We start from the raw sequence: 20,222 nt of genomic DNA, 5'->3' as shown, positions 1-20,222 counted from the left end.
ATGGATTGAAAATAAGGAGATAGATACATAATGGAATTTTGGGAATCAAGTTTTATCGAAAAACAAACGATGTGGGGATTTGAATCTACAGAATCTGCAATTTTGACAAAAGATTTTTTTCTTGAAAAGAACGTTAAAGACATATTAATTCCGGGTATTGGATATGGAAGAAATGCAAAGGTTTTTATCGATAATGGTATAAATGTAACAGGTATTGAAATTTCAAAAACAGCCATTGATTTAGCAAAGCAAAATGGACTAGAAGATATTAGTATCTATCACGGTTCGGTAAATGAGATGCCTTTTAATAACGAACTGTATGATGGGATATTTAGTCATGCACTTCTTCATTTGTTGAATGAACAGGAAAGAGAGAAATTTATTGAAGATTGTTATAATCAGTTAAAACCAGGCGGATATATGGTTTTTACAACTGTTTCTCAAAAAGCCCCAATGTACGGAAAAGGAAAACAGCTGGAGCAAGACTATTATGAAATAATGGAAGGCGTAAAAATGTTCTTCTATGATTCTGAATCTATAAAACGAGATTTTAATCAATATGGATTAGTACAAGTTTCGGAAATTGATGAACCAAATAAGAACGTGGTAAATAAACCTTCAATCAATTTTTTTACGATAAAATGTAAGAGAGAACTATAATTAAAAGTTATTAAGAATGATTAAAGATGTTTATATATTGATTATGCACAAATAAAAAGGACAAGCATATAATAGAAGTACCTATTAACTTTAAGTAACCTTAACTTTCTTTAATAGGATATCTCAAAATCCCCAAAAAGAGCACTTGCGGAAACAAGTGCTCTTTTATTTTTTGTTTCATAAATATTTATAGTTGCAAATTTCGTGCAATAAAAATAAATCTGAGAGAAATAATCATATCTTTATTATACGATTATTTTTGAACTACAAACGTTATAGCATTTGTTTTTAATTGAATGTGTCTTTCATTATGAACTATATTATAAGCTAATTCTTTTATTTCAACTTTTACTTCTTTCCATCCTTTATAAATGCTTTTTAATAGACGTATTATTTCTTCGGTTGGGAGATTAATTTCAATTAAAGCTTCTAATTCTTCATTCGTTTTTAAATCAATTTCTTGTATATTAGAGTTAATAATCAAACAATTAATACCGCCGTTTTTTGTCCCTTTGTTCATAGAATGAAGCACGTTTTTAAAATCTTCTTCTGATTTGACATGTTCTAAACTTGATACTGCAACGATATAATCATAAGCGTTAGAGTCAATATGATAGTTTTCAATTGCTGCTTGTTCTGTTTTTATAACCTCGAATGCATCATGTTCTTTGCTATAAGTTTGTAGCTTTGTTAAAGCGGAATTAAGTAAATCAACACATGTAACAGTGCGCTAGTATTTCTTAACTTTTGTGCAATTGGAATGCTATTTCTACCGACGCCAGAGCCAAGATCAAGTACTTGCAAGTTGTTTTGTCCTTCAAAGTGATCCATCAAGTCCATAACTGTTTTAACCGGTTTGTACAGCCAAGAGCCAATTTCAAATAGTTTATATTGTTCATAGCAAAGGTCGTGATATTTCTTTTCTTCTTGTCTTATGTAATCGATACGGTTCACATTGTTTCAGCTCCAATATTTTTATTGCAAAATGAATAGGTGGGACAGCCTTTAACATTTGTTTGAATTCGAAAAATACCACCAGCATGTGGATACTCTTTTAATTCGTCATCCTTCATTCTTGTTCTGGCTGTTGTAACATATAAATCAGTTAAGTTAGGCCCACCAAATGTACATGATGTTACATATAAAGCTGGAATTGGAATGCTTAATATTTGTTCTCCAGTAGATGGATTCCATCTAGTTATTTTTGAACCTCCCCAATGTGCAATCCATAAACAACCTTCTTCGTCAATTGTCATACCATCAGGTAGACCATCATTTTCAGAGAAAATGATTACATCACTTGGATTATGAATTTCTCCAGTACGTATATTATATTGATAGCGAACCACTTTTTTAGTAGGTGTATCTATAAAGTAAAGGTATGTATGATCAGGTGACCAAGCGATTCCGTTTGAAGTATTTACATGTGAAACTTTTTTCTCTACACTTAAATTATGATGTAAACAATATAAGGAACCTGCAGCATTCATACCGTATGTATCTGTAGAACCTGCCCAGAAACGACCAGCTGGATCACATTTTCCATCATTGAAACGATTTTCTATTAAATGTGGTTCAGGGTCAAAAATATGTGTCAGTTTTTCTGTATTTACATTAATAGAATAAAAGCCGTTTTCCATAGCTAAGAGTAGTACATCCTCTAAATATGGAACAACACAGCCAATTTGTTGATTGAGAACAATTACTCGGTTCGTATTAGCGGTAGGATTGTATATGCATAATTTTCTCTCCATAATATCAACCCAATATAAAAGTTGCTTTTTTCCATTCCAACATGGTCCTTCAGCTAAACTTGCTTTAGCATCTAAAACTAATTCTATATTACTGAACAAGATGTTCACCTCGCGTTATAAGATATTAATATAATTCGATAAGAATAGAGGTAAACCTTTTAGTCAAAGGATATTAAAATTTATACTGTAGAAAAATGACCTTCTCAAGTGATTAAAAAAGTGTATAAACAAGGAGAGGAAAATGCATATGATGTTTTATGAGATTGTTTGCTTTTCTTGTAAGAATATATTTCGTGTTTACGAAGGCAGTGAAAAATATAAGCGCTTTAAAGAGAAACCAAACGGGGCATATTGTTGTGATGAGTGTAGCCACAAAATTCAATTAGAAGCGATAAAGAATTTTTTTAGATAATTTTACGATTTCGATTCGGAAAAGTTTGACAATAAAAGTGTTATAAATTATCATATTAAAAAACTAATATTTAAGGCATAGAAGAGAAGAGTAGTTAAGAAAGAATACGTACAGAGAGCTCTGGTAGCTGAGAAAGAGCGGTATACATCTTAATGAAAAAAGACTTGGAGCTGCGCAAGGAACTAATTTATTTAGGGATGGTGCGACGGGTTCTCCCGTTATAGAGATAGGGTATAAGCATATTTTGCCGTACCTGAAGAGGTTAATATGGTGACATATTAACAAACTGAGGTGGTACCGCGAAGCTAACAACTCTCGTCCTCAAGATGAATAATCTTGGGGGTGGGAGTTTTTTTTGTTGCATAAAACTGGAAATGAGAAACAAAAAATAATTGAGGTGAGTAATATATGCATTGGGCGTATGAAGTAGCACATGAATTAATTAGGAAACATCCAAATAAAGAAACGTTTGTTTGTGCATCTGGAATTAGTCCGTCAGGTTCTGTTCATATTGGGAACTTTCGTGAAATCGTAACGACTTATTTCGTAGTAAGAGCACTTCAAGATTTAGGGAAAAAGACTCGTTTTATATTTTCGTGGGATGATTATGATAGGTTTAGAAAAGTTCCAAAAAATATTGATCCATCTTTTGCGAAGTATATTGGTATGCCATACTGTGATATTCCAGATCCGTATGGATGTCATAACTCGTATGCGGAGCATTTTGAAAAAGAGTTTGAAAAATCGCTTCAAGCATTTGGAATTGAAGTAGAATTTATTTATCAACATGATGAATATAGAAGTGGAAGGTATAATGATAATATTTTAGGGGCTTTGTATAAACGAAAAGAAATATATGATATTTTAATGGGTTTTAAAACTGGAGAGTGTAGTGAAGAAGAGCGCGAGAGCTTTTATCCAGCTACATTATATTGTGAGAGGTGCGGAAAAGATACAACAACTATTACACATTTTGATGAAGTATTAAAAACAGTCCGGTATGAATGTGAATGCGGAAATGAAAAAGAGTTATCCGTATTAAATACAAATAAAATGAAACTAAACTGGAAAATCGATTGGCCGATGAGATGGATGATAGAGGATGTTATTTTTGAACCGGGTGGTAGAGATCATTCATCAGAAACGGGTAGTTATAATGTATCAAAAGAAATTGCAAGGAAAATATTCAATCGTGAAGCGCCTCATTACGTTGCTTACGATTTCATTGGTATTAAAGGGAATCATGAAAAAATGTCTAGTTCTTCAGGGAATAGTATTACACCAAGCGATTTATTGAAAGTGTATATACCAGAAATAATTCTCTTTATGTATGCAAAATACAAATCAGGCGCTGCTTTTCATATTGGGTTGGATGAAGATGTGATTCGTAATTATACAGAGTATGAGCGATTGAAAGATAGTTATGAAAATAAAACGCTCAAAAATGAAGATTTATTTGATGCAATTAAAATCTCTAGAGTTGATAGTGAGTTTAAAGAATATCCGAAATTTAATCAAGTAGCAGGAACGTTACCATTATTAAATTTTGATTCAACTATTTTACAGGGGATATTAAAGAAAATAGATAGGAGCTATGCATTAGATGAAATGAGAGCGATAAGTAATCGCGCAGAGTATTGGATAAGAAACTTTCAATCTGAAAAATTAATCGCAGTAAATGAGGAGAAAAATGCAGAGTTTTACTACACATTAGATGAAAGGCAGAAAGAATGGCTAGTAGAAGTTTGTAAAATACTTCGTTCTATTAAAGATTACTCTAACTTAATGGAGCAATTATATGCGATTTGTCATCATGAAAATAAAAAAATAATGAAAGAAAATCAAAAACAATTATTCACTATTATATATAAGCTCATTATGAATCAATCAAATGGTCCTCGTATACCATTATTAATACATGTAGTAGGTATAGAAAAATTCATCACACTATTAGATTTCTAAAACACAGTTAAAAGCAACGCAAGTACCAAAATTTCTAAGTACTTGCGTTGCAAATTTTACTATCGTGAATACATTTTTGGACATTCATCACCACTTGGCTCATAAAAACAATGGCTTTTAAACTGTCCTACAAATGGCTGATTATACCATTCAGGTGGACAAGCTCCGACTGGACGGAAATACCAAAGAGCCCATCGTGCAGGCCAGCGCCATTCACCTTGTAAAACTTTTCGTGCGATTTCTTTTTCTGATTCACGAGCGCGTTGATAAAAATATCCATATTGTACTGCTTCAAATCCGCCGGGGCTTTGATATACAGCGTCTCGTACGGTACGGAGTTGTTTAAAATCTAAGCAATCACAAAATACACGGTTTACTACAACGCATCCAACTAACTCCTCACCTTGGCGACCTTCGCCTTCAGCTTCAGCACGAATTAATCGAGCTAGTAAATCAACATCACTTTCGTTGTATGGAATAAGGGGCATAGTGATACCACCTTTCTGTTATAGTAAAGAGTGTATGTTATAAAACAATCTGCGTGCTTTTTTACATAAAAATAACATTTAATTTTAAGAGGAGCTTGTATAAAAAAAGCTAATTAGTAATAGTAGATAAATATAAAAGGGAGAGGTATTATGTATCGAATTCATAAAGACCATATCATTTACTCAATGTCACCAGAAAATAAGCCGTGTATGGAAGTAGAAATTGGGAGCAGTCTTGTATTTGAAACATATGATTGCTTTGAAAATCAAATCGATTCTGAAGATGTTGTGTTACAAGAATTAGATTGGAACCGAATTAATCCAGCGACTGGACCTGTATATGTTAAAGGAGCAGAACCTGGCGATATATTAGTCGTAACGATTGAAAAAATTGAAATTGCAGAGCAGGGCGTTTTAACTACAGGTGCAAACCTTGGTGTAATGGGTGATGAGTTAAATGAAAATACAGTGAAAATTGTCCCAATACATAATGAATATGTTTTGTTTTCAAGTGAACTACAAATCCCGATTAATCCAATGATTGGGGTAATTGGTACTGCACCGAAAGAAGAGAGCATTTCATGTGGCACACCGCATGATCACGGCGGGAATATGGACTGTAAAGAAATTAAAGAAGGAACAACATTACTACTACCAGTTAATGTCCCAGGAGCACTATTAGCATTAGGTGATTTACACGTAGCAATGGGTGATGGTGAAATTGGTGTTAGTGGTGTAGAGGTTGCTGGTGAGGTAACGGTAACAGTTCAAATTATAAAAGGAAAACAATGGCCATTACCAATGGCTATTCAAAAAGAAAAAATGATGACGATTGCTTCAGAGAAATTGTTAGATGATGCAGCGAATCGCGCTGTACGTAATATGGTGACATTTTTACATGAAGAATTAGCAATGTCTAAAGCTGATGCAACTCTTTTATTATCGGCAGCAGGTAATTTAAAAGTTTGCCAAGTTGTGGATCCGTTGAAAACGGCGCGTATGGAATTAGGGATGGATTATGTGGAGAAACTAGGATTTACTTTTAGTAAATTTCATATTAAATAGATAAGGGACGAAAAAGGATACTTTTGTATAAAAGCATCCTTTTTTTAATTTACGGATTTTGTGAAAAGAGGTAGTATTTATTTTATATAAGTATATTTGAGATTGTGGATTAAAAAGGAGTTCAATAATGGTCAAAATTATGATTGTAGAAGACGATATGAAAATTGCAGAACTATTATCAACATATGTTGCGAAATATGGTTATCAAGGAGTTATTGTATCGGACTTTCAAAATGTATTAGACATTTTTTTAGATGAACAACCAGAGTTAGTTTTATTAGATATTAATTTACCGAGTTTTGATGGTTACTTTTGGTGTCGTCAAATTCGTGGTGTTTCTACATGTCCGATACTATTCATTTCGGCTCGTGAAGGTACGATGGATCAAGTTATGGCGTTAGAAAACGGTGGCGATGATTTTATTCCGAAGCCTTTTTATTATGAAGTTGTAGTGGCGAAAATTCGTAGTCATTTAAGACGTGCATATGGAGATTATGCACCGAAATTAGAAGAACGAATGATTGAACAACAAGGTCTTTGTTTATATCCCGAAAGACTTGTATTGAAACTTAGAAATGACGAGATTGATATAACGAGAAACGAAGCCATTTTATTAGAGACATTAATGAAAAATTATCCGCGTGTTGTGAGTAGAGAAGTGTTACTTAATAAATTATGGGATAGTGAATCTTATGTTGATGATAATACATTAAGTGTAAATACAACACGTGTGCGTAAAAAGTTACAAACGTTGCATATAGAAGGTGCGATTGAAACGATTCGTAGTGTTGGATATAGATTGCATATTACTTGGGATAATGGTATAGAAAAATGATAAGGTTGTTTATACGTGATCATATACCACTTATTTGCTTTACCATAATTCAACTACTAGCTATATTTCTCGTATATTGGTTTGATGGGCATAATCATATTACAACGGCGTTATATGCAATGTTTCTAGGTGTTTTCTTTATGGGAAGTTATTTAGTGTTTCGTTATTTTACACATCGTTCTTTTTATGAGCGCCTAGCAAACCCGATGCAATCTTTGGATGAATCTGTTCAAAAATCTGATTTTGCAGCTGTATCGGCTGCTCTTCAAGAACTACTTGAGGTGCAATATCGACATTATCAAAATCAGCTGCAAATGCAAGAGAGAAAAAATAATGACCATTTAACCTTTATGAATCAGTGGATTCATCAAATGAAAACACCTTTATCTGTAATAGAATTAATTACACAGGATGAAGTAGATTCACGTTTTGAAAGTATAAATGAGGAAACTGATCGATTAAAAAAGGGATTAGAAATGGCTCTGTATGTCGCACGTTTAGAAGCATTTACACAAGATTTTTATGTAGAAAGAGTACAACTACATAAAATAGTGAATGATTCGGTACATGAGCATAAACGTTTCTTTATCCGGAATTTTGTATATCCAGAGCTTGAAATTGATAAGGACATTACTGTAGAAAGTGATGCGAAATGGTTACAATTTTTAATCGGACAAATACTATCGAATGCGATTAAATATTCATCTGGTAGTAGAGAGAAGATTAAAGTGAAAGCTTGTAAGGAAGGTAATAATGTTATACTTGAAATTGCTGATAATGGTGTAGGAATACCGAAGCAAGATTTACCAAGAGTGTTTAAACCTTTCTTTACAGGAGAAAATGGTAGAGATTTTAAAGAATCAACTGGAATGGGGTTATATCTCGTATATGAAATTACGAAGCAATTAGGACATAGTGTAGAAATCCATTCAGAAGTTGGTAAAGGTACCGTTGTACGTATTAAATTTTAAATGTGTAAAAATGACTCAGGCTAAAGAACTTTTGAAATAAGTTTTTTAGCCTTACTTTATATGGAGTAAATAAAATGATATAAAAGACTGGTATGATTCTAATAAAAGGTCGTGTAAGTATGTGTAATGACACAATAATAAATAAGGCTGTTAAATGAGAGGTTATTAATAATTTATTAATATTTAAATAGTTTTTTGTAAGAAAAAAGCTCGCCCTTTGAAAGAGCTAGCTTCATGAATTCTAATTAAGTAAACAAACTTAATAATTTATATCCAATTAATCCTAAAATAGTGATAGGAACCATCATTAAGAAAGAAGAAATTCGATTAGCATTAGAGCGTTCTAATACAAGAATCAAGATAATCCCGACTATGACTTCGGTATATCCAACAGGTAACATGTGACTATAGTCTTTAAAATTTAAAAGAATGTGAAGTCCATCCGTTACAAAAACGCCACTAATAAGCGCGCTTCCGAATTTATGAAGTGGATCCGTAGTATCTTTCCATAGAAAACCTGCAACTCCAAAGATAGTTCCTCCTATACATGCACATACAATCCATACGGATATAAAATAAATAGAGTGAGCTACATTTTTAATAACTATTGCATAACCATAGTAGCCTAATACCATACCGAGTAGTGCAAGGATACCAGAAAGTATAGCTGTACGCTTAGAATAACTAAAGCTAGCCACAAAAAAGGATGGAACTAACCAAACGCTTCCTAGATTAGCTAATGAATTCCAATGTCCAGGAAGTATACTTTGCCCCAATTTAGTTAGTATACCAACAATAATCCCTACTATAATCGGGACGAGAAAAATCCTTAAAAACATATTTAACTTTGTGATTTTTAATGTCCTGTCCATAAATTCAATCCTTACATTATTATTTTCTGTAAAGATATAATAGCTTATTACAAGGGGATAATCAATAAAAATTTATCGAAAAACAATAAGTGATTATTGGGTAATGAATAACATTTTGTTTTTATACAAAAGTTATCCCGCTTTAATGGGCAGTAAGACCCCCACCTCAAAATTCAGCGAAAGCAAAGAAATTAGGTGGGGGTCGGGTTGCCCATTAAAGTCCGATTGGTTCAACTAATAATCAGTGGGGATGAAGAAACCCCCACTGATTAAAGTTTCACTTTATATAAGAGAGAGTGCTTAGAAGTTTACTACTGGGGAAATCTAAAGGACGTATTACAATCAATGTAATTTGTGCTTATTCAATATGAAGTTAAGGAATGATAAATAAACCTAAAAGAAAGCAATCTTTTTAACAGCACATATAATTGCATTTACTCATACAGTACTAGTATGGTACAATATGGTTATTAACGACGGAAAGGAATGATGGGTGGACGATGATTAACTAATCTTATTTTTAAATGTTGAAATTCAATAAATTTCAATTTCTAAAAAATAGGATTAGTCTGCCCAATTTCCATACAACGGTATTGCTATTTATATTGCGCAATAGCTTATTTGGGTATAAATAATGTAGTGACTAATCCTGCCAAATTTATTTGGGAGGATTTTTTATTCTCCCTTAATGAAAGGGATCGATATTTATGAAAGAACTATTAAAATTAAATGATGTTTATGTTGAAATAAAAGAAAATATGTTGTTAGAGAAAATGAATGTGACAGTAAAACAAGGGGATGTTATCGGATTAATCGGTAAAAATGGTGCTGGTAAATCAACGTTACTTCAATTAATAAATGGGAAGATTGAACCTTCAAAAGGTACTGTTGAATGGACGCAAATGAATATGACAACAGCATATGTTGAGCAAGAAATAGAATCTTTTATTAGTAATGATGTAATTGCAAAAGAAGCAGAACTTCTTGCGAAATGGGGCGTGCCAACGAACGATTTTCATACTTTAAGTGGTGGTGAAAAGCTGAAAATTCGATTAGCAAAAGGATTTGCTGAAAATCCTAATGTCTTAATATTAGACGAACCGACAAATCATTTAGATGAGATCAGTACGGGATTTCTCATTAAACAAATAAAAAACATGAAAGGTACAGTTATCGTTGTATCGCATGATCGATATTTTTTAGATGTTGTCGCAACAAAAATATGGTCAATTGAGGACAAAAAATTAATTGAGCATAGTGGTAATTATACGAGCTACATGAAAGCACGTGAGCAAAAAAGAAAGTCGCAGCAGCGTGAATATGAAAAGCAGCAAAAAAAGATAGAACAAGTAGAAACACATATAAAAGAATTGAGTTCATGGTCTCAAAAGGCACACGCGCAGTCTACAAAACAAGAAGGTGTGAAAGAATTCTATCGTGTAAAAGCGAAGCGAATGGATGCACAAGTGAAGTCAAAACGAAAACGACTTGAAAAAGAGCTGGAGAAAGCGAAAGTAGAACGTGTGAAAGAAGAGTATTCAGTTGAGTTTTCTATTCAAGCGAACAAAAAAGTAGGAAAACGTTTTTTAGAAGTGAAGCAATTAAAAAAAGACTTTCATGGGAAAGTATTATTTGAAAACGTTAATTTTACAATTCAGCATGGTGAGAAAGTTGCGATTGTTGGACCAAACGGTAGTGGGAAAACAACATTACTGAAGATGATTATGGGAACGGAAAATGCTGAAGGAGAAATATGGATTTCACCATCTGCGAACATCGGCTATTTAACACAAGAAGTTTTTGATTTACCGCTTGATAAAACACCAGAAAATTTATTTTTTAAAGAGACGTTTGAAGAAAGAGGAAAAGTCCAAAATTTAATGAAACATTTAGGGTTCCAAGCTTCTCAATGGAAAGAGCCGATTGAGCATATGAGTATGGGAGAAAGAGTAAAATGTAAGCTAATGGCTTATATTTTAGATGAAAAAGATGTACTCATTTTAGATGAACCGACGAATCACTTGGATCTACCTTCACGTGAACAACTTGAAAATACATTAGCTGAGTATAACGGAACATTAGTAATTGTATCTCACGATCGATATTTTCTGGAGAAAACAACTAACATAAAACTCGTGTTTTCAAACAATACGATACAAAAGCAGCTAGAAGAACCTACGAAAACAAGAGATGATATTGAAGAGCTACGTTTAACGTTAGAAACAGAGAGACAAGAAGTATTAGGGAAATTAAGCTTTTTAACTTCTAACGACAAAGAATATAAAGCACTGGATGAACGGTTTATGGAACTTACGAAGCAGATTAAGGAGCTTTAATGTAAGTAAGGGGGATTAACATGGATGAAGAGAGATTCACTAAGTTATTTAAAATAGATTGTGGAGATATATACCTACAAGAGTTCACGGTCAAAGATGCAGAGAGTATTTATAACATATCCAATCAAACAGAAATAGAAAATTTTTTACCAGACTGGAAATCAACAAAAGAACAAAGGGTTAATTGGGTTGTAAATTATGAAATACCAGAAAATAGAGCGTTTCTTCATGCAGTGAGAACTACGACTAACATAGATGATCACATATTAAAACTAGGAATATTTAAGAAAAACACAAATGAATTTATTGGATGGTGCTGTACGGGTATTAAAGATGAACTTCCTTTACCAAATAGAGAAATTATGTATGCAGTTTCAAGTGAATATCATAATAATGGTTATGCAACGAAAGCAACTAAAGGAATGATTAACTATTTGTTTGGAAAAACGAATGTAGATCACCTTAACGCAATTGCTTTAATTAACAATGTAGCATCAAATAAAGTTATTGAAAAATGTGGGTTTATTTATAAGAGCCAACAGAGGATAGAAAATCAAATATATAATCATTATATATTGAGAAGATCTGAGTGGATAAAAATATAACGTTGGGTAGTAAAAGACCGATAAAGCAATCGGTCTTTTCTCATTTATATAATAAAGGTTTCATATACTTTGTATTTCCTGCTACTATACAATTATTATAAGATAGTTATGCGTTAATTTCAGTTTGAAAATAGTTTTATTATCAGTTTTTTTAGAAATCTTACAAGCGTGTAAGATAAATGAAAGACGAATCAATATGAGCTGTAAGACAATTCATTTACACTCTGTTATGAGACGTGCAAATGAAGGGAGAATATACATGGAAATTTTACATGCAAAAAGTATTAGTAAAGTATATAAAGGGAAAGTACCTTATAAAGCATTAGTTGATATTGATTTATCAATTCAAGAAGGTGAATTTGTAGGGATTATGGGGCCATCTGGTAGTGGAAAAACAACGTTATTAAATATGGTATCTACTATTGATTCTCCATCATCGGGAGAAATTTTAATAAATGGCACAAATCCTTTCCAATTATCATCAGAAGATTTAGCGTTATTCCGCAGAAAACAATTAGGATTTGTTTTTCAATCATTTAATCTTCTTAGCACACTTACTGTAAAAGAAAACATCGTATTGCCGATGACTTTAGATGGTGTTTCCGTGCAAGAAATGAACAAGCGATTGGAAGAGATTGCAGAGAAGTTAAATATTACAGATATCTTGAATAAAAGAACATTTGAAATATCAGGGGGACAAGCTCAAAGAACAGCAATCGCTCGTGCGATCGTTCATAAGCCGCAATTATTACTTGCAGATGAACCAACAGGGAACTTGGACTCTAAATCTTCAAATGATGTAATGGAGATGCTGGATACTCTAAATAAAGAAGAAAAAGCAACGATGATGTTAGTTACACATGATCCGTATGCAGCGAGCTTTTGCAGCCGAGTAATTTTTATTAAAGATGGTCAACTATATAACGAAATTTATTGTGGTGAAAGTAGGCAAACTTTTTATCAAAAGATTATGGATGTCCTTTCTTTGTTAGGAGGGAAAAGGCATGACTTTTCGTCAGTTCGCATTTAATAATATTTTTCGCAATAAGCGTACATATGCTGCCCATTTTTTAAGTAGTGCATTTTCTATTATGATTTTCTTTACGTATGCTCTTTTATTATTTCATCCTGATTTACAAGGTGAGTTGAAATCGACAAGTGCAACAATAAGTGCATTTGGTACATTGGGATTTTCAGTTTCGCAAGGATTGATTTTTGTATTTTCATTTTTCTTCATTTTATATTCAGTTAGTTCGTTTTTAAAAACCCGTAAGAAAGAATTTGGCGTTTTAATGATGCAAGGTATGTCAATGAGACAACTTAAGAAATTATTATTAATTGAAAATATGTTGATTGGACTTGGTTCAATTTGTATAGGGATTTTCATTGGACTCATATTTTCTAAACTAGTCTTATTGATAAGTGCAAGTGTATTAATGATTAATAATGGTTTACCTTTTTATATACCAGTGCGGGCTGTATTATTAACAATTATCACATTTCTTTTCTTGTTTTTAATTGTTTCATTATTTACATTTAAAATGATAAAAGTAACGGAACTTGTGGAACTTATTCGAGCAGAGGAAAAGCCAAAACCTGAACCGAAATCTTCAGTTTTATTATCGCTACTTTCTTTAATTAGTATAGGATATGGATATTTTTCAGTATTTCGCTTCATACCAAGTACCAATTTTATTACGCTTGGAATAGGTGTGCTCCTAGTAATTATAGGAACGTACTTTTTATATACACAGTGTAGCGTTTATATATTGCACCTTGCTAAAAGGAGAGAATCTTTCTTTTTAAAGAGAACAAATATATTAACATTTTCTGAATTAATTTACCGTATGAAAGATAATGCAACGATGTTTTTTATAGTATCTATTATTTCAGCAGTTGCTTTTACAGCAATTGGAACGACAGCTGCTCTTGGAAATAAAGATTTAGTAAGAATGACGAATCCGTATACGTTACTATACATGGCTCCTGAAAACAACAAAATAGCGGATAAACATCTCTCTATTATAAAAAAACATCTGGCTGATGCTAATATTCCATATCGAATGGCTTCATCTTCATATATATATACGGAAAGCAATGTATATGTAATGAAATTAAGTGAGTATAACGAACTTGCGAGAGCACTTGGATATCAACAAGAAATGATTGAAAAAGAAGATGAAATGTTATTAATTCCTGGAATGGTATCACAAAAACAAGAATTTAAAAATGGTGATTATAAGAAGAATATTGAAGTCATTCAAGGCGATTGGACAAAGACATTTCATGTGAAAAAAACTGTCGATAATTTAGTTTTGCCACATGATACGAAAGGGATATATATTGCTATTCAAGATCATGTATATGATGGAATTCCACTTAATAGTGGTCCAGATAATGAAGATATTATTCAATATCGTACTTACGGATTTGTTGTAGATGATTGGATAAAAACGAAAGAGGTTTCAAACCAATTAAATAATATATTTGATCAAGAACCTAGAGATATACATTTTGAATTTAGAGCACTAACAATAGAGTTGTTAAGTGCAAAACAAACGAATGGGTTATTACTTATGGCTAGTGTTTTAGTCGGAATCGTTTTCTTCACATTTGCTGCTAGTTTTATTTATTTCCGATTATATACTGATTTGAATCGTGATCAACAGCAGTATAAAATGATTTCGAAAATGGGGTTAAGTAAACGGGAGCTAAAGAAAGTTGTAACGAGACAGTTATTATTAATGTTTTTCTTACCAATTGTCGTTGCAGTAATACATACTGTAGTCGCTTATATGGCATTACAACAATTAGTCGATTTTTCTATTCTAAATAGCTCTATCGTCATTTTAATTTCATTTATATGTATACAAGTTTTATATTTCTTTATAACTCGTTGGCGTTATTTACAAAAGCTTCATAAGACAATGGAACAATAGAGAAAATCAGCAAGTAAGATTGCAGAAAAGCATGTAAAAAAACAATTTGAAGTTATGGAAGGAACTGTGATGAAAAAACAATTATCTATTTTCATATTAAGTATATTATTGTTATTAAGTGTAAGTGCATGCTCTAAAAACGAAAACAGATTTCCAGCTAACGGTGTATTAATCATTGGAGATGAGAATCATACTGGAGCAATTATGAATCGTTATAAGGAAAACACGAAAGAACAGGAAGCTTTTGCAGTGAAAACAGGTAGATTTGACCAAAAAAGGGTTCTGATAATAAATGAATCTACTGCACAAGCGATGATGAATGCAAAGCTTTTTCGTAAACGTGATCAAGCATCCCTTTCTAAAACGTTAGATACGTTGCCGAATTTTCCAAAAGAAAGTTCCCTATTATTTATAAATGAAGAAGAAAAGAATATAAAAAGTATTGAAATAGAAGGAAACAAGATACCTGTTACATATGGTAGTGATGTTTGGCTTGGCAATAAACGTGACTATGGAGCACTATGGTATATCGTTGTGGCGAAAAATAGTGTGTATAAAGAAATAAAAGCAAATGAAACGAATATGCAACTTCTACACTTGAAAAAGTCATTAGGTGATGAAAACCCTAAAATATCGACAGATAATACGTTGATTAATGAAAAAGTAAAAGTAAGAAAGTTAATTGAAGGTTATAGAGATGAGGTATCAATTCAGTTTGTAACGATTGGAGCAAAATCTTAAAAAAGAGCTCGAGGTTGATGGATACTTTATCAACCTCGAGCTCTTTTTAATACCGTTTAAATAACTTACATTACTTCATTTAATCGAGTCTCGTTTGTTTCCTCAATCCCATTTGAATTTTGAACTGAATTATTTTGGGCTTCTTTTTCTTTACGAGCCTTTTGTAGCATTTCAAGGATGATCCATAAGGGAACACCTTTATCCTTTAACATCTTCCATAAATCTAATTCATTAAATTTATGCTCAGGCTGTTTCATTTCTTTTTCAGATAAACGAATATCAAACTTGATAGGATCACTTATTTTCTTACTTTCAAGTTTAGTAGAAGAGATAGTATTATGCTCAAGATTAGATGGAGTTATTTTAGTAGGTTGAGACAATGTATGAATATTTGATCCGATTTGCATGATTTTTCCTCCTTTTCAAGCAATGAGATTAGTTTTCTTATGGTTTTTAAATCTTTTTAACATGAGGAAACTATATCTAATTATAAATCTAAATAAATAGATTCACAAGTTATATTGTAAAAAGTAAATACTCACTTGAATTAATATTTATCAACATTTATATATGTTTTCTATATATACAACGTATATAAAATACTTTACATTATGTTTAAGTTGTTAAATTATTCTGTTAATTTTTTGAAAAGAAAAATGTAAACGTTTTATTAGGGGGAGAAAGTATGGGGAAGTTATTTTTAAAAATATGTTTTTTTGCATTAGTGACCGTATGTTCATTCGCAGCGAAAATATCATACGCTGAAGAGAGGCAACAAAATAATTATCCTATCATATTGGTGAATGGATTTGCTGGATGGGGTAGAGAAGAAATGCTTGGCGTAAAATATTGGGGTGGTGTTCATGATATACAGGAAGATTTGAAACGAAATGGTTATACGGTACATACCGCAGCTGTTGGACCTGTTTCTAGTAACTGGGATCGTGCATGTGAATTGTATGCACAAATTAGCGGTGGGACAGTAGACTATGGTGCAGTCCATGCTGAGAAACATGGACATAATCGTTTTGGTAGAACTTATAGTGGTTTTGCGCCGAATTGGAGTGAAACAAATAAAGTTCATTTAGTTGGACATAGCATGGGTGGACAAACGATTAGAACATTAGTACAGCTATTAAAAGAAGGTAGTTTTGAAGAAAAGAATTATGTAAAAAATCACCCAGACACCAAAATATCACCACTATTTGAAGGCAGAAAATCATACGTTCATAGTGTTACAACATTAGCAACCCCTCACAACGGTACAACACTTGCGGATGGTAGTCTTCTACTGCCGTTCGTTAAAGATTTACTCATTACAGCTGCAAGCTTTGGAGGAAACAATAATTTATCATTATATGATTTTAAATTGGATCAATGGGGTATAAAGAAGAATGCTGGAGAGTCCTTTTTCCAATATAGTAATCGTATTCTAAATAGTTCACTTTGGAAAAATACAAAAGATATAAGTCAATGGGATTTAAGTACAGATGGTGCAAAGGAGTTAAATAATTGGGTAAAGACGCAACCAGATGTGTATTATTTATCCTATAGTGGACATGCATCACAAGCAGCACCTATAACAGGTTTACATTTGCCTCATATAACGATGAATAAAGTGTTAATGGGAAATGCATTTTTCTTAGGTTCTTATGCGAGATATGAAGAAAACCGTCCGCTAGTTGATACTTCTTGGTGGCAAAATGATGGTGTAGTAAATACAAATTCTATGATTGCACCATCTTCTAATGTTACTGTAAATAATAATGAGTCATTACAGATTGGAAAATGGAATCATATCGAAACGAAAGCGAATTGGGACCATCTCGACATGGTAGGGTTAAGTGTTTCAGACTCGTTAGGTTTTTCTAGCATTCAAGAGTTTTATAGAACAATTGCTGAAAAGCTATCACGTTTACCGAAATAGGTAATAATAAAGCGCTCTCGATGGAATTCGAGAGCGCTTTATATTATATTGAAAGAGGGATTTGGTAGAAAAATATGGGGGGATATTATGAAAATTCAAGTTGTATTATCAGGATACGGAACAGTAGGTAGAGAGTTTATAAAATTATTAAATGAAAAATATTCATATATATATGAAACATATGGGATTCAATTAGTTGTAAGCGGCGTATTAGGGAGAAATATCGCAATACATAATGAAGAAGGCTTATCTCTTCATCATTTATTGATGTATGGTGGCGGTACCGCTGCAATTGAAAAATATTTAGAGTATCATCCGAAGGAACGTGCAACAACTAGCATAAGTGGTACTGTATTGGTAGAATCAACGGTTACAAATCTTAAAGATGGAAATCCAGGGAAACAATATATGAAACAAGCGATTGAGAAACAGATGGATATAGTAGCAATTTCTAAAGGTGCGCTCGTTACAAATTGGAGAGAAATAAATGAAGCAGCAAAAGGCGCAAATATACGAATTCGATATAGCGGTGCAACAGCCGCTGCACTACCGACACTAGATATCGGACAATTTAGTTTAGCCGGTTGCAGTATTGAAAAAATAGAAGGAATATTGAATGGAACAACTAATTATATTCTTACGAAAATGTATGAGGAAGATATGACATTTGAAGAAGCACTGAAAGAAGCACAAAATAAAGGAATTGCTGAGACGAACCCTATATTAGATATAAGTGGTTCAGATAGTGCGTGTAAATTGTTACTTTTGACAAACAGCTTAATGGAAACAGAGAAAACACTTACTGATATACATATAAAAGGAATCGAGCACGTTACAAAACAGCAATTTAGAAATGCTAAGGAACAACATAAAATTATTAAATTAATAGCATCAGCATATAAGGATGAGGGTGGCAATGTCAATTTAAATGTTGAACCGTGCGAAATAGAAAAAGATCATCCGTTAGCAAAAGTAAATGGGACCGAAAAAGGAATTACGTTCTTTACAGATACGATGGGACAAGTTACTACAATTGGTGGGGCTTCTAATCCACGAGGCGCTGCAGCTGCAGCTTTAAAAGATGTAATTAACTTATATCGAAAAGATTTGTAAGAACGTACCGCCCTTTATAAAAAATACATATGTCGTGGACCTTTTGAGAATGAAATAAATATGCAAAAATGATTGCAGGGGGTAAGGAATTGTTTAAGGATTTTAAAGTTGTTAAAGATCGTCCCGTTTATATTCAGTTGAAAGATTATTTGAAGAAGATGATTATGAAAGGGCATTTGCTCGGGGATCAAAAAATCCCATCAACAAGGGAACTAAGTGAATTACTAAGTGTGAGTAGAAACACTGTACTCGCTGCTTATGCAGATTTAGAACAAGAAGGACTCATTTATGCAGTTAAAGGAAAAGGGAACTTTGTTGCGAAGGTGGATATATCTAACACTTCGTCTGTTGAAATAAATTGGAAAAATAAACTTAATACAGTGACCGCATTAGCGGATGAATTAGATTTAATGAAACATGGTGTTCGTTGGGAAAAGGGAATGATTGTCTTTAATAGTATAGCCCCGGATGAGAAGCTATTTGATGTTGAAAATTTCAAAAGAGCTTTTCTTACTCGTATGTCCATTGAAGGAGACATCGTATTGAACTACGGATATGCAAAGGGATATAGACCGTTAATGAATTATTTACTTCATTACATGGAAATGAAAGGTGTAGACATTTCAAATAAAGATATTCTAATTACAAATGGATTTACAGAAGGATTGGATATTGTACTCTCTTCTTTATCAAAAAAATCTGGTCGTGTCATTTGTGAGAATCCAACTCACCACGCTGCACTAAAGCTGTTCCGTTTACATGGACTTGAAGTTCAGGGGATTGATATGAATGAGGATGGTATTGATACGAATGAAGTTGAAAAAAGCTTGCGTGAAAAAGATTTTGATTTTGCTTATTTAATTCCTTCTTATCATAATCCAACCGGTATTGTTACGAGTTCAGAGAAAAGAACGGAATTGATGAGGTTATTCTCAAAATACAATGTTCCTATTATAGAGGACGGATTTAATGAAGAATTACGTTATTCAGGTTCACATTTAGCTCCATTATTAACTTTTGCTGGAGCTGGCAATAATGTGATTTATATTAGTAGCTTTTCAAAGGTACTTTTCCCTGGTTTACGTGTAGGTTGGATTATTGCAGATAAAGAGCTGATTCATTATTTAGAAAGCGTAAAAAGAGCAAGAACGATTCACACATCTACGCTAGATCAAGCTGTTCTGTTTCAATATTTACATGAGGGATATTTTGAAAAATATTTAAAAAAGGCAAGATCTGTTTATAAGAAAAAATATGAGTTAGCTGTCGGGGCATGTAACCAGTACATTCCTTTTAAAAGAATGACTGGAGATGGTGGACTGCATTTATTTATAGAGCTAGAAGAGCATATGAATGCCCGCACACTTTTACAAAAGTGTTATGAGAAAGGCGTTACGTTTTCACCTGGAGATGTTTTTTACTCTGATGGAGAAGGAGCGAACACTTTCCGATTAGGGTTTTCGCGCTTGAAAGAAGAAGAAATAGTTCGGGGAATTAAAATAATTGGTGATACATTAAAAAATGAAATTTGGAGTTGAGAAA

General features: G+C 32.7%; 18 protein-coding genes, 1 pseudogene and 1 other annotated feature. Of the genes and pseudogenes, 14 read left to right on the top strand and 5 right to left on the bottom strand.

Annotated elements, in window-relative coordinates; translation table 11 throughout:
- The first annotated feature begins 30 nt into the window (after window positions 1-30).
- On the top strand, window positions 31-660 hold the full coding sequence (locus MKY38_RS09410) for a class I SAM-dependent methyltransferase (protein ID WP_086388502.1): 630 nt from the start codon (window positions 31-33) through the stop codon (window positions 658-660).
- Window positions 661-913: 253 nt separating this feature from the next.
- On the opposite strand, the pseudogene MKY38_RS09405 reads toward MKY38_RS09410, so the two are convergent.
- Window positions 914-1,614: pseudogene (locus MKY38_RS09405) on the bottom strand (class I SAM-dependent methyltransferase).
- Window positions 1,611-2,513 (bottom strand): SMP-30/gluconolactonase/LRE family protein, encoded by a 903-nt coding sequence (locus tag MKY38_RS09400; protein WP_341048798.1) that lies wholly within the window; start codon window positions 2,511-2,513, stop codon window positions 1,611-1,613. The pseudogene MKY38_RS09405 and the gene MKY38_RS09400 overlap by 4 nt, the downstream one beginning before the upstream one ends.
- 142 nt (window positions 2,514-2,655) lie before the next feature.
- Between MKY38_RS09400 and MKY38_RS09395 the strand changes: the two genes are divergently transcribed.
- Window positions 2,656-2,826 carry a DUF2197 domain-containing protein gene (locus MKY38_RS09395; protein ID WP_000551047.1) on the top strand — a complete coding sequence of 57 codons (171 nt, stop codon included), beginning with the start codon at window positions 2,656-2,658 and terminating at the stop codon, window positions 2,824-2,826.
- Between the two features lie 69 nt (window positions 2,827-2,895).
- Window positions 2,896-3,152 (top strand) — a binding site (T-box leader).
- An 82-nt stretch (window positions 3,153-3,234) separates the two neighbouring features.
- Window positions 3,235-4,788, top strand: coding sequence for a lysine--tRNA ligase (gene lysS, locus MKY38_RS09390; RefSeq protein WP_341048795.1), 1,554 nt, complete (start codon window positions 3,235-3,237; stop codon window positions 4,786-4,788).
- 59 nt (window positions 4,789-4,847) lie between these two features.
- Here the strand turns inward: lysS and MKY38_RS09385 are convergent, their stop codons facing one another.
- Window positions 4,848-5,276, bottom strand: coding sequence for a cell wall hydrolase (locus tag MKY38_RS09385; RefSeq protein ID WP_001128398.1), 429 nt, complete (start codon window positions 5,274-5,276; stop codon window positions 4,848-4,850).
- A 150-nt stretch (window positions 5,277-5,426) separates the two neighbouring features.
- Between MKY38_RS09385 and MKY38_RS09380 the strand changes: the two genes are divergently transcribed.
- From MKY38_RS09380 to MKY38_RS09370, 3 genes are all read left to right on the top strand, one after another.
- Entirely contained in the window at window positions 5,427-6,341 is a 915-nt protein-coding gene (locus tag MKY38_RS09380; protein ID WP_341048794.1) for an acetamidase/formamidase family protein, read from the top strand.
- A 127-nt stretch (window positions 6,342-6,468) separates the two neighbouring features.
- Window positions 6,469-7,176, top strand: a complete 708-nt coding sequence (locus MKY38_RS09375) for a response regulator transcription factor (protein ID WP_341048791.1) — start codon at window positions 6,469-6,471, stop codon at window positions 7,174-7,176.
- Window positions 7,173-8,147 carry a sensor histidine kinase gene (locus MKY38_RS09370; protein ID WP_065223036.1) on the top strand — a complete coding sequence of 325 codons (975 nt, stop codon included), beginning with the start codon at window positions 7,173-7,175 and terminating at the stop codon, window positions 8,145-8,147. Before MKY38_RS09375 ends, MKY38_RS09370 begins: the two co-directional genes overlap by 4 nt.
- Window positions 8,148-8,392: 245 nt before the next feature.
- Here the strand turns inward: MKY38_RS09370 and MKY38_RS09365 are convergent, their stop codons facing one another.
- Window positions 8,393-9,019, bottom strand: a complete 627-nt coding sequence (locus MKY38_RS09365; protein ID WP_065223037.1) for a DUF6518 family protein — start codon at window positions 9,017-9,019, stop codon at window positions 8,393-8,395.
- 707 nt (window positions 9,020-9,726) lie between these two features.
- Here MKY38_RS09365 and abc-f point away from each other — a divergent pair.
- The 5 genes from abc-f to MKY38_RS09340 all read left to right on the top strand — a co-directional run bounded on the left by abc-f (window position 9,727) and on the right by MKY38_RS09340 (window position 15,640).
- Window positions 9,727-11,355 carry a ribosomal protection-like ABC-F family protein gene (abc-f, locus tag MKY38_RS09360; RefSeq protein WP_341048787.1) on the top strand — a complete coding sequence of 543 codons (1,629 nt, stop codon included), beginning with the start codon at window positions 9,727-9,729 and terminating at the stop codon, window positions 11,353-11,355.
- A 20-nt stretch (window positions 11,356-11,375) separates the two neighbouring features.
- Window positions 11,376-11,960, top strand: coding sequence for a GNAT family N-acetyltransferase (locus MKY38_RS09355; RefSeq protein WP_065223039.1), 585 nt, complete (start codon window positions 11,376-11,378; stop codon window positions 11,958-11,960).
- Between the two features lie 259 nt (window positions 11,961-12,219).
- Entirely contained in the window at window positions 12,220-12,990 is a 771-nt protein-coding gene (locus MKY38_RS09350; RefSeq protein WP_000404283.1) for an ABC transporter ATP-binding protein, read from the top strand.
- Window positions 12,965-14,899, top strand: coding sequence for an ABC transporter permease (locus MKY38_RS09345; protein WP_000144160.1), 1,935 nt, complete (start codon window positions 12,965-12,967; stop codon window positions 14,897-14,899). The genes MKY38_RS09350 and MKY38_RS09345 overlap by 26 nt, the downstream gene beginning before the upstream one ends.
- Before the next feature lie 69 nt (window positions 14,900-14,968).
- Entirely contained in the window at window positions 14,969-15,640 is a 672-nt protein-coding gene (locus MKY38_RS09340; RefSeq protein WP_114556068.1) for a lipoprotein BA_5634 family protein, read from the top strand.
- A gap of 65 nt (window positions 15,641-15,705) precedes the next feature.
- Here the strand turns inward: MKY38_RS09340 and MKY38_RS09335 are convergent, their stop codons facing one another.
- A complete protein-coding gene (locus MKY38_RS09335; RefSeq protein ID WP_001165495.1) occupies window positions 15,706-16,047 on the bottom strand; it encodes a DUF3914 domain-containing protein in 342 nt (113 codons plus the stop codon).
- 278 nt (window positions 16,048-16,325) lie between these two features.
- Here MKY38_RS09335 and MKY38_RS09330 point away from each other — a divergent pair, with 278 nt between their 5' ends.
- The 3 genes from MKY38_RS09330 (at window position 16,326) to pdxR (ending at window position 20,218) form a co-directional block, all read left to right on the top strand.
- The gene (locus tag MKY38_RS09330; RefSeq protein WP_065223042.1) at window positions 16,326-17,567 is read left to right on the top strand and encodes an esterase/lipase family protein; all 1,242 of its coding nucleotides are present in this window, start codon (window positions 16,326-16,328) and stop codon (window positions 17,565-17,567) included.
- An 87-nt stretch (window positions 17,568-17,654) separates the two neighbouring features.
- Window positions 17,655-18,680 carry a homoserine dehydrogenase gene (locus tag MKY38_RS09325; protein ID WP_065223043.1) on the top strand — a complete coding sequence of 342 codons (1,026 nt, stop codon included), beginning with the start codon at window positions 17,655-17,657 and terminating at the stop codon, window positions 18,678-18,680.
- 89 nt (window positions 18,681-18,769) lie between these two features.
- On the top strand, window positions 18,770-20,218 hold the full coding sequence (gene pdxR / locus MKY38_RS09320) for a MocR-like pyridoxine biosynthesis transcription factor PdxR (RefSeq protein WP_065223044.1): 1,449 nt from the start codon (window positions 18,770-18,772) through the stop codon (window positions 20,216-20,218).
- Window positions 20,219-20,222 lie beyond the last annotated feature (4 nt).

This window comes from Bacillus sp. FSL R5-0585, from assembly GCF_038004545.1.
Classification (GTDB): domain Bacteria; phylum Bacillota; class Bacilli; order Bacillales; family Bacillaceae_G; genus Bacillus_A; species Bacillus_A cereus.
The sequence above is the reverse complement of the archived record's forward strand: the minus strand, read 5'-3'. Positions and strand labels throughout refer to the sequence as shown.